Annotated in this window: 11 protein-coding genes; all 11 read right to left on the bottom strand. The window is 49.5% G+C overall.

The genetic code is table 11. The features are described from left to right. Positions 1-7: 7 nt before the first annotated feature. Positions 8-331, bottom strand: coding sequence for a ComEA family DNA-binding protein (locus BN3349_RS09460; protein WP_040977043.1), 324 nt, complete (start codon positions 329-331; stop codon positions 8-10). A gap of 237 nt (positions 332-568) precedes the next feature. Continuing rightward, positions 569-1,513 carry a 4-hydroxy-3-methylbut-2-enyl diphosphate reductase gene (gene ispH / locus BN3349_RS09455; RefSeq protein ID WP_040977042.1) on the bottom strand — a complete coding sequence of 315 codons (945 nt, stop codon included), beginning with the start codon at positions 1,511-1,513 and terminating at the stop codon, positions 569-571. Further along, the gene (gene lspA / locus BN3349_RS09450; RefSeq protein ID WP_040977041.1) at positions 1,510-2,013 is read right to left on the bottom strand and encodes a signal peptidase II; all 504 of its coding nucleotides are present in this window, start codon (positions 2,011-2,013) and stop codon (positions 1,510-1,512) included. The genes ispH and lspA overlap by 4 nt, the downstream gene beginning before the upstream one ends. A gap of 61 nt (positions 2,014-2,074) precedes the next feature. After that, positions 2,075-4,882, bottom strand: coding sequence for an isoleucine--tRNA ligase (ileS, locus tag BN3349_RS09445; RefSeq protein WP_040977040.1), 2,808 nt, complete (start codon positions 4,880-4,882; stop codon positions 2,075-2,077). 131 nt (positions 4,883-5,013) lie between these two features. Continuing rightward, positions 5,014-5,889 carry a DMT family transporter gene (locus tag BN3349_RS09440; protein ID WP_040977039.1) on the bottom strand — a complete coding sequence of 292 codons (876 nt, stop codon included), beginning with the start codon at positions 5,887-5,889 and terminating at the stop codon, positions 5,014-5,016. Then, positions 5,877-6,830, bottom strand: a complete 954-nt coding sequence (ribF, locus tag BN3349_RS09435; RefSeq protein ID WP_040977037.1) for a bifunctional riboflavin kinase/FAD synthetase — start codon at positions 6,828-6,830, stop codon at positions 5,877-5,879. Before ribF ends, BN3349_RS09440 begins: the two co-directional genes overlap by 13 nt. A 99-nt stretch (positions 6,831-6,929) precedes the next feature. Continuing rightward, entirely contained in the window at positions 6,930-7,490 is a 561-nt protein-coding gene (locus BN3349_RS09430; protein WP_040977196.1) for a manganese efflux pump MntP, read from the bottom strand. 113 nt (positions 7,491-7,603) lie between these two features. Beyond that, positions 7,604-8,959: a tRNA uridine-5-carboxymethylaminomethyl(34) synthesis GTPase MnmE gene (gene mnmE, locus BN3349_RS09425; protein ID WP_040977036.1), complete on the bottom strand. Its 1,356-nt coding sequence runs from the start codon at positions 8,957-8,959 to the stop codon at positions 7,604-7,606. A gap of 119 nt (positions 8,960-9,078) precedes the next feature. After that, a complete protein-coding gene (locus BN3349_RS09420) occupies positions 9,079-9,447 on the bottom strand; it encodes a DUF4870 family protein (protein WP_040977035.1) in 369 nt (122 codons plus the stop codon). A 9-nt stretch (positions 9,448-9,456) separates the two neighbouring features. After that, complete coding sequence (hemB, locus tag BN3349_RS09415; protein WP_040977034.1) at positions 9,457-10,479, bottom strand: porphobilinogen synthase; 1,023 nt, start codon at positions 10,477-10,479, stop codon at positions 9,457-9,459. Positions 10,480-10,535: 56 nt separating this feature from the next. After that, complete coding sequence (gene tatC, locus BN3349_RS09410; RefSeq protein WP_040977033.1) at positions 10,536-11,288, bottom strand: twin-arginine translocase subunit TatC; 753 nt, start codon at positions 11,286-11,288, stop codon at positions 10,536-10,538. Between the last annotated feature and the right edge of the window lies 1 nt (position 11,289).

The following is an 11,289-nucleotide window of genomic DNA, read 5'->3' as shown; positions in this document are numbered from 1 at the left end:
TTGCGGACTAATTCAATCTGATGCGCGCTCTGTTTTTATCCAACGTCGCTTTACCGATCCCCTGCACCTCCAGTAATTGCTCAAGAGCGGTAAAATTACCGTGCTTTTCGCGATACTCAACCACCGCCTGCGCTTTTTTCGCGCCGATACCAAGCAGGGATTTTTCAATCTCTTCCGCACTCGCCGCGTTGATATTCAGCTTATCGCCGACTACAACCTCCGCGCTCGGCTGCTCGTCTTGCGCATTTTTAGCCGGTTGGGCAAAGGCGGTTGTGCCGCACAGGGCGATGAATAAAAAGAATGCGCTGAAAAGCGCGTTAACTGTTTTCATAATCTGTCCTTTTGTCTAGTTAAGCGGTCGTTGGATTTAATCCAACGGGCATTACTGTGTACGAAAAGACAAAAACTGACAACTTAACGACCGCACTTTTACGATCCGGATCGCAAAGTGAATAAAAAGTGCGGTTAAAAATGGCAAAGTTTTTAAGCCTGCTGCAACCACTATAAACCGACAAGCCAATGCTGCCGAAACCGTGCCACCATAAGTGCTTAACGTGGCGCCGCTCCATTATTCAACCGGGCTTATGCGCAATTCTCTCGGCACTTCAAACACGGTATTTTCCTCGCAACCCTGCAATTCCTCCACCGTTTCCACGCCCAATGCCTTTAAGCGGGCGACAACGGATTGTACCAGTACTTCCGGTGCCGAAGCGCCCGCAGTAACCCCGATTACTTTCACGTTATCCAGCCATTGCGGTTCAATATCATCAGCATCGTCAATCAGTTTTGCGCTCACCCCCATACGCGAAGCCAGCTCCGCCAGACGGTTGGAATTGGAAGAATTTTTTGAGCCGACCACAATAACCAGATCCGACTGTTTCGCCAGCTCGCGCACCGCCTGCTGGCGATTGGTGGTGGCATAACAAATATCATTCTTGCGCGGTCCCTGAATTGCCGGATATTTTTGTTTCAGCGCTTCGATCACCTCGCTGGTGTCATCAATAGACAGCGTGGTTTGGGTCATAAAGGTGATGTCATCCTCCTTACGCAGCGACAATTTGGCGATATCTTCGACATTTTCCACCAGATAAATGCCGCCCTCGCGGTTATCATACTGACCCATGGTACCTTCCACTTCCGGATGCCCCTCATGTCCGATCAGAATCGCTTGCGTTCCTTTGCGACTGGCGCGCGCCACCTGCATATGCACTTTAGTAACCAGCGGACAGGTGGCGTCGAACACTTTCAGTTCACGATTTTTGGCTTCCTGACGCACCGCTTGTGATACGCCGTGCGCGGAAAAAATTACAATCGCCCCGTCCGGCACTTCGTTTAATTCTTCCACAAAAATCGCGCCGCGCTGACGTAATCCGTTCACTACAAAACGGTTATGCACCACTTCGTGCCGCACATAAATCGGCGCACCGTGAATTTCCAGCGCCAGTTCCACAATACTGATCGCACGATCCACGCCGGCACAAAAACCGCGCGGATTAGCTAAGATAATTTTCATGCCCCTTTACTCTTTTTCGTTGCTTTATCGCCCGGTTTAAAGGCGTCCAGCGCCAGTAGTCCAGCACCCACGCAAATGGCGATGTCCGCCACGTTAAACACCGGATAATGCCAGTCCCGCCAGTAAAAATCGAGAAAATCCACCACAAAACCATGATAGGCGCGATCCGCCATATTCGCCAGCGCGCCACCGATAATCAGCGCATAGGCGCTATTTTGCAAGGTTTGTCGCCGGCTGTTTTGATACAGAAAATACACCAGCATTGCCGAAATCGCCAGCGCCAACAGAATAAAAAAATACTGCTGCCAGCCGGAATGGTCGGCTAAAAAACTGAACGCCGCCCCCGGGTTGCGCACATACGTTAGATTAAATACCGGCAAAATATTCACACTTTCGTATAATTCGAAACGGCTGACAACCAGATATTTGGTCGCCAGATCAAGGATAAAGGCGATGCAACTCAGCCATAAAAATGAAAGTCCGGTTTTGTTATTGGACATAAAAATTCCTAGTTACGAAAAGTGCGGTCAAATTAACCGCACTTTTTGACGTTAATACAGATTAAGCGAATTGTCTAACTTCGCCCTGCCCTTCTACATTTTCTACGCAGCGCGAACACAGAGACGCGTCGTCTTTGCTGTCAGAATAATGCCAGCAGCGCGGGCATTTATGGTTAGTGGAACGCACCACTTTCACCGCCAGTCCTTTCAGCTCGCCTTCCGCCACATCAGCTTGCGCCAGCGGTTTGACCTCCGCTTTCGAGGTAATCAGCACGAAGCGCAGTTCATCTTGCAATTGCGCCAATAACGCGGCATAGCGTTCATCGGCATAAATCGTCAGCTCCGCTTCCAGCGCCGCACCGATAATTTTCTCGTTACGCGCCTGTTCCAATACGCGGTTAATTTCATCCCGCACGGTTAAAATCTGCTGCCAGTATTGGTCACCCATGACTTCGTGTTCATCCAGCGCAAAAAGCCCGTCATAGAATTCTTCGGTAAACACGAATTCACCGCGCTCGCCCGGAATGTAGTGCCAGATTTCATCGGCGGTAAAGGATAAAATCGGCGCAATCCAGCGCACCAACGCTTCGGCGATATGCCACAGTGCGGTTTGACAACTGCGACGGGCAAGACTGTCCGCTTTGGTGGTATATTGACGGTCTTTGATAATATCCAGATAGAAAGAACCCATTTCAATCGAACAGAACTTCATTAAGCGCTGCACTACGGCATGGAACTGGTAATTATCGTAAGCGTCTTTAATTTCATTCTGCGCCCGCAATGCACAATCTACCGCCCAACGATCCAGTGAAATCATTGCTTCCGGTTTCACCATATCGCGTTTCGGATCAAATCCATTCAGGTTTGCCAACAGAAAACGGGCGGTATTACGGATACGACGGTAAGCGTCCGCCGCGCGGTTTAAGATATTATGGGATACCGCAATTTCACCGGTGTAATCGGTGGACGCCACCCATAAACGCAAAATATCCGCTCCGTTTTTGTTCCACACTTCGCTCGGCAAAATAGTATTACCAAGGGATTTGGACATTTTGCGCCCTTTTTCATCTACCGTGAAACCATGTGTTAATACCTGATGATACGGCGCTTTGCCCTCGGTTGCGGTGGACAGCATCAGCGAGGACATAAACCAGCCGCGATGCTGGTCGGAACCTTCAAGATACATATCCGCCGACAGCCCGCGAAATTCCGGGCGCTGTGCCACAACGGAAGCATAAGTGGAGCCGGAATCAAACCATACATCCAGCGTATCCGGCACCTTGTGATAAGTGTTGGCGTCTTCGCCCAGCAGCTCGGCGGGATCCAGATCCCACCATGCCTGAATGCCCTCTTTTTCCACCCGTTTCGCCACTTCTTCCAATAATTCCAACGTGCGCGGATGCAGTTCTTCCGTTTCGTTATGCACGAACATGGTCATCGGCACGCCCCAAGTACGTTGACGGGAAATACACCAGTCCGGACGGTTTGCCACCATGGTATCGATCCGCGCTTCACCCCAGCTCGGGATCCAGCGAACTTGCTTAATTTCGCTTAATGCCTGTCGGCGCAAACCTTTTGTTTCCATTCCGATAAACCATTGCGGTGTTGCACGGAAAATAATCGGGGTTTTATGCCGCCAGCAATGCGGGTAACTGTGCTTAATGCGTTCCAGTTTCATTAACGCACCGGTTTCGCGCATTTTTTCGATCACCAAATCATTGGCTTCAAACACGCCTTTACCGGCAAAAAACGGCGTAGTAGAAATAAATTTGCCGTCGTTGCCGACCAGCCCCGCCATTTCCAGATGATATTTCTGCGAGACAATGTAGTCGTCCAGACCGTGATCCGGTGCGGTATGCACCAGACCAGTACCGCCGTCGGTAGTAACGTGATCGCCGAAAATAAACGGCACGTTGAATTCATAGAACGGATGATTAAAGCGCAACAATTCAAGCTCGGCACCTTTTGTCGTCCCCAACACCTCAACCTGCTCAACACCGACAGCTTTTTGCACATCTTCAACCAGCGCCTGTGCCAAAATCACCCGTTCGTCACCGAACTGCACCAGCTGATAATCCAATTCTGGATTAATCGCAATGGCACGGTTGGACGGTAAGGTCCAAGGGGTTGTGGTCCAGATTACCGCTGAAATTTGTCCGTGACCTTTGCCCTGTGCGTTAAATTTGTCTTCCACCGCGGTCGGATCCACTGCACTAAAGCGCACATAAATTGACGGCGAAACCTTGTCTTCATATTCCACTTCCGCTTCCGCCAGCGACGAACCGCAGTCCAGACACCAGTGTACCGGTTTCGAACCTTTATACAAATGCCCGTTGGCGATTACTTTGCCCAGCGTGCGAATAATGCTGGCTTCCGTGTCGAAATTCATGGTCAGGTAAGGATTATCCCAGTCACCCAGCACGCCCATGCGGATAAAATCGGCTTTTTGCCCTTCAACCTGTTCTTTAGCATAGGCGCGACAGGCTTTACGAAACTCGGCGGCGGACACTTTTTCATTCGGTTTGCCGACAATGCCTTCCACTTTCAATTCAATCGGTAGACCGTGACAGTCCCAGCCCGGCACATAAGGCGTATCGAAACCCAGTGCGGTTTTTGATTTCAAAATAATGTCTTTCAGAATTTTATTTACTGCATGACCAAGATGAAGGGTACCGTTCGCATAGGGCGGGCCGTCGTGCAAAATAAAGGTTTTCTTGCCCTTCGATGCCGCCCGGATTTTCTGATACAGTTTTTTCTCATACCAGTTTTTCAACATATCCGGCTCACGTTTCGCCAAATCACCACGCATAGGAAAGCCGGTTTCCGGCAGGTTCAGCGTGCTTTTGTAATCTACAGTTTCATTCGACATTTGTTTATTCCAGGTTGTAAATATTAAAAAATAATCTGCCTATAACACGCAGACGAATTTCAGCATTATACGCATAAATGTGGCAAGATTAAAGGCTGAATTCAGCCACGGAAAGGGAGCGGAACACGGACTTAAGCCGCTTTGCGACGCAGTCTTTTAACCAACATCGGCAGACTGACGGATAAAAAGGTCGTCGCCATCACCAACGCCATACCGATACCGCTGACCAACGAAAAACTTTCGCCCAGCACCAATACCGCCAGCAACACACCGAACACCGGTTCAAGCGTAATCAAAATACCGGACACATTGGCGCTCACCTGCTGCAACCCTTTATTAAACAGCAGCATCGCAAACCAGGTGCAGGCAACGGCAAGATACAGCACAGCGGCAATGCCGTTGAACGTCGGTGTAATTTGCCAATCTCGAGTAAACAATAAAGTAAACGGCAAGCATAGCAACGCACCGAGCACCAGAATGCAGTTAGTGTAAACCCGCGGCTCGATTTCCTTCATCACGCTTTTGCCTAAATACAGACAAAGGGCGAAAATCACCTCTGCCACCAGCACCAGAAAACAGCCCCAGAGGCTGATTTCACCCTCTTCTCCACCACCTAAAACCACCAAAGCAATGCCGATAAACGCCAGCGTGCTTAACAGCCAATCAATAGGTTTAGCCGCTTGACCGAAGCATAAGCGACCGATAAATACCACCAGCAACGGCTCCATCCCCACAATGGTGCTGGCACTGGCGGCCGAGGTATAATACAAGCCGATAAACTGTAAATTAAGCACCAACGGCAAATTCATCATCGCCAGCAGCCATACTTTAAGCCGTAAATGCGGCGGCACGCGGTGGTAATTGCGTTTAAACAGCGGTAATAACAGCAACGCGGAAATCAGCAGCCGAATCTGTACGGTAAGCGCCGGATCAAAGGTTTCGTAGGAGAATTTACCGGCGATTAACGAACTCGCCCAAATGGTTACCGCCGCAATCAGATACCACATAGCTCGTCTCTATGGGCAAAAAATGCGCGCGCAATCTCTACATCGCGCTTAATCTGTTGCTGTAGGCGCGCAAAGGAAGGAAACTTGATTTCATTGCGCAGCTTATAACAAAACTCAACCTGCACGTTCTGACCGTATAAATCACGGTCGAAATCAAAAATATGCACTTCCAGCAATTGTTTCACGCCGTTGATGGTCGGACGTTTGCCGATATTCGCCACGCCGCAGAAAATCTGTTCGTTTTTCAACCGCACTTTTACTGCATAAACGCCCTTCACCGGATTAACCTGACGATGCAGGCTGATATTGGCAGTGGGAAAACCGATTGTGCGCCCCAGTTTATTACCGTGAATCACGCGACCGAAAATCCGATACGGCTTACCGAGCAATTTTTCCGCCGCCATCAAATCGTCATCTGCCAGCGCCTGGCGGATTGCGGTACTGCTGATGCGCTGATTATCCAGCTGAAAACTGCGGTTATCTTCCACGCTAAAACCAAACTGCGCACCGGCACGCTGTAGCAGGGCAAAATCTCCCGCGCGCCCGGCACCGAAGCGAAAATCGTCACCAATGCTGAGAAATTTCACATTTAAGCGCGCCACCAGCCAATCGGCAATAAACTGCCGTGCGGGCAACGCGGCAAAAGTGCGGTCGAATTTTACACAGAAAACGTAATCCACCCCGACCTGCGTCAGATAATACAGCTTATCGCGCAATCGCATTAAACGCGCCGGCGCCTGTTGTGCCAGAAAATACTCGCTCGGCTGCGGTTCAAACAGCATTACGACCACCGGCAATGCCAAGGCGTTGGCTTTGTCGCGCAGATGACGCAATACCGCCTGATGCCCCAAATGAACACCGTCGAAATTACCGATAGTCAGCGCGCAGCCCTGTTGTCGTAAAATTGCCGGAAGATTGTGAATACCGCGAATGAGGCGCATGAGTTGGTCCGTATAAAATTGAAATAATGGCAGATTATACGCATAAATCGGGCAAGATCAAAGGCGGGGTCGTCCGTCCGATAAAATCAGACGGCGCCATTAAAACACATGATGTTCAAACAGAATTTTGATTGCAATCGCAATCAGCATCGCGCCGCCCAGCAATTCGGTTTTATTTTTCAGTTTACCGCCCAGCAGATGCCCGCCTTTCACTCCGATAATCGACAGCAGCATGGTAATCAAACCGATAATCGCAATGGCGCTGACAATATCCACCGCCAAAAAGGCAAAAGACACGCCCACCGCCAGTGCATCGATGCTGGTTGCCACCCCGAGCGCCAACAAGGATTTACAGCTGAAATTATCGTCACAGGGCGTTTCCTGTTTTGCGCTGAAACCATTTTTCAGCATATTGACGCCGATAATCATCAGCAACACAAACGAAACCCAGTGGTCGACTTCCCGAATGGATTCACTGAACTGAACGCCCAGCAAAAAGCCAAGCAAGGGCATACCGGCCTGAAACAAACCGAAATAAATTCCGGTTTTCAGCGCATTGCGCCATTGAAAAGAAGATGAAGACAGACCTTTGCAAACCGACACGGCGAAAGCGTCCATTGACAGCCCGAAAGCTATCACCCACAGTGCATAAAAACTCATAAACAAACAAATACAACAAAATAAAGGAACTGAATTATAGAACAAAAATCCGTTGATTTTGTTTAACCAGATCAAAAAACCGAATAATCGGGCGTATCAAATACGCCCTGATGCTATTTTCCGATACAAAATGAACTGAAAATATTGCCCAGCAAGTCATCGGAGGTAAACTGACCGGTAATCTCGCCAAGGTGCGTCTGCACAATGCGCAGCTCTTCCGCCAACAATTCGCCGGCATGAAATTCAACCAGCTGAACCAGCCCCGCGCGTAAATGCTCCGATGCCTGCCGTAAGGCTTCCAAATGGCGACGACGAGCAAGAAAACCGCCTTCCGAGCCGGTCTGATAGCCCATAGATTGCTTCAAATGGTCGCGCAGCAAATCAATGCCCTGCCGAGTTTTCGCCGATAAGCAAATGACGCTATAGCCGTCCTGTTCGCTGATTCCTTCACGTTCACCGCTTAAATCCGCTTTATTGCGCACCACCGTCAGCGGAATATCCTTCGGTAATTTCGCCAGAAATTCCGACCGCACTTGAGCCGGATCCTGACTGCTATCCGTACTGTCTTGCATCAATAAGATCCGATCCGCCTGTGCAATTTCATCCCACGCGCGGCTGATACCAATGCGTTCCACTTCGTCGGTGGCATCACGCAAACCAGCGGTGTCAATAATATGCAACGGCATACCGTCAATATGAATATGCTCACGCAACACATCGCGCGTGGTACCGGCAATATCGGTAACAATTGCCGCTTCCCGCCCGGCAAGCGCATTGAGTAGGCTGGATTTGCCAGCATTCGGGCGCCCGGCAATCACCACTTTCATGCCCTCGCGCAACAATGCCCCCTGTTTTGCCTCCGCGCTGACGCCATCCAGCTGAGCGATAATATCGCGCAGCTGTCCTTCTATTTTGCCGTCCGCCAGAAAATCAATCTCCTCATCGGGAAAATCAATCGCGGCTTCCACATAAGTACGCAAATAAATCACGGCATCCACCAGCTGATTCACCTTGCGCGAAAATTCACCTTGCAGGGATTTCAACGCCGAACGCGCCGCCTGCTCCGAGCTGGCGTCGATTAAATCGGCAATGGCTTCTGCCTGCGCCAGATCGAGCTTATCATTTAAAAATGCCTGTTCGGAAAACTCGCCCGGGCGCGCCAATCGCACGCCGTCAATTTGCAAAATGCGTTTCAGCAACAGATCAAGCACCACCTGACCGCCATGTCCTTGTAATTCCAGCACATCTTCGCCGGTAAAGGAATGCGGTGCTTTAAAATATAAGGCGATGCCTTGATCAAGCACGCTACCGTCCGCCTGTTTAAACGGTAAATAATCTGCCATCCGCACTTTCGGGCATTTTCCCAGCACTTGCCGCGCCACTTCCGCCGCCAGCGGACCGGACACGCGCAAAATCCCGATCCCGCCGCGTCCGATAGGGGTCGCTTGTGCCACGATTGTTTCTTTCATAAATTCTTTCCTAAATTTAACCGCACTTTTTTAACGCAAGAAAAGTGCGGTGCATATTTTGCGAAAAACGCTAACCTATTGATAAACTATAAAAATTCATGCTCATAGCAGGTGGATTTTTACTTAATAAACCAGCCGGTAGTCGTTACCGTTTGTCGATCCAACAATTTGATAAAGCCGTAAATAATGCGGAACAGAAACCAGATCCAGACAGCAAGCAAAATGAGCTTGCCAACTGCGATAATCAGCAAGATCGATCCCAGCACTACGCCGGCAACAAATCCCCAGAATGTGCGGATCAGATAAGTCAAATGAGCGTAGTAAACCGAGCCCCACACCTCGTTGCGTTTGACATAAGCCAATATCACACCGACAATCGGCAGCAGAGGAATAAAAACGCCGCCAGCAAATGCCAAATAGGTGATCAGCATATAGTTTTTATCTTTTTCCGGAAACAGCGTGGACAGATCGATTTCATTTTTACGCATAAGCCATCCTTATCTGTTTTTACCTTCCTCATACAACCATTCTGCCACTTGTTTGGCAAAATAAGTCAGGATGCCATCGGCACCGGCACGCTTAAAGCATAACAATCCTTCCATAATACATGCTCTTTCCTTTAACCAGCCGTTTTGAATAGCCGCCATATGCATGGCGTATTCACCGGAAACCTGATAAGCGAACGTCGGCACACCGAAATAGTTTTTCACGCGATATACCATATCTAGATACGGCATGCCCGGTTTGACCATTACCATGTCCGCGCCTTCCCGAATATCTAGCGCCACTTCCTGCAAGCCTTCATCGCCGTTTGCCGGATCTAGCTGATAAGTTTTCTTATTTCCGCCTTTCAAATTGGAGGAAGAACCGACCGCATCGCGGAACGGACCGTAATAATCGGAGGCATATTTTGCTGAATAAGCCATAATCTGTGTATTGATAAAACCGTGCTGCTCAAGTGCGGTGCGAATTTTGCCAATTCTACCGTCCATCATGTCGCTCGGCGCAACGATATCCGCACCGGCCGCCGCATGCGACAGCGCCTGCTTAATCAGTACATCAGTGGTCGTGTCGTTCAGCACATAGCCCGTTTCGTCAATAATACCGTCTTGCCCGTGCACGGTATAAGGATCCAGCGCCACATCGGTTAGCACGCCTAATTCAGGATAGCGGGCTTTTAACGCTTTCACGGCGCGCTGTACCAAACCGTCCGGATTATAGGCTTCCTCCGCACCGAGCGATTTATGCTCCTGCCCGACCACCGGAAACAGGGCGATCACCGGCACGCCGTATTTCACCAGCAATCCCGCTTCAATCAGCAACTGATCCACTGTTAAACGCTCTACTCTCGGCATGGAAGGAACCGCCTCGCGCCGATTCTCTCCTTCGATAATAAATACCGGGTAAATCAGATCATCGACCGTTAATTTATTTTCCGCCATTAAACGACGGCTGAAATCATGTTTACGCATGCGACGCAAACGACGGGCGGGAAATCCGCCGATAATTTGTTCTGTCATAATCTTATCCTCTAAAACAAAAGGGGCCTGCGCCCCTCGAATCAATCTTACATTGCTTATACCGATGCGCCATCATCGCCCGCATCCTGGTCTTTCGGTTGATAAAAACGTGCGAACAGCAAGCCGACTTCAAATAACAAACACATCGGCACCGCCAATAATGTCTGGGAAAAAATATCCGGCGGCGTAAGCAGCATGCCGATAACAAACGCGCTGACAATAATATAAGGTCGTTTGGTTTTTAAATCCGCCACCGTCGTTACGCCGGTCCAACATAGCAATATAATCGCCACCGGCACCTCAAAACAAACGCCGAAAGCCAGAAAAATAGTCAATACAAAATCCAGATAACTGCTGATATCGGTAGCAATCGCCACGCCCTCCGGCGCGGTTTTGGTCAAAAAACCGAATACCAGCGGAAAGACTACATAATATGCAAAAGCTACGCCGAGATAAAATAATAAAGTGCTGGAAAACAACAGCGGATAAACCAGTTTTTTTTCGTTCTGATATAATGCCGGCGCGATAAACGCCCAGAGTTGATAGAGCAAAAAAGGCACCGATACAAAGATGGCAACCACACCGGTCAATTTAAGCGGGGTGAAAAACGGTGTGGCAATATTGGTGGCAATCATGCTCATGCCGGCGGGCATCACATCCAACAGCGGCGCCGCCACAAAATTATAAATATCATTGGCAAAATAAACCAATGCCAGAAAAATCACCGCCACAAAAACGACGCAGCGCAACAAGCGGTTGCGCAGCTCAATCAGGTGGCTGATTAAAGGTTGAGTTTCTTCAACACTCATA

Origin of the sequence: Necropsobacter massiliensis, assembly GCF_000827595.2 — a bacterium.
Lineage (GTDB): Bacteria > Pseudomonadota > Gammaproteobacteria > Enterobacterales > Pasteurellaceae > Necropsobacter > Necropsobacter massiliensis.
The sequence above is the reverse complement of the archived record's forward strand: the minus strand, read 5'-3'. Positions and strand labels throughout refer to the sequence as shown.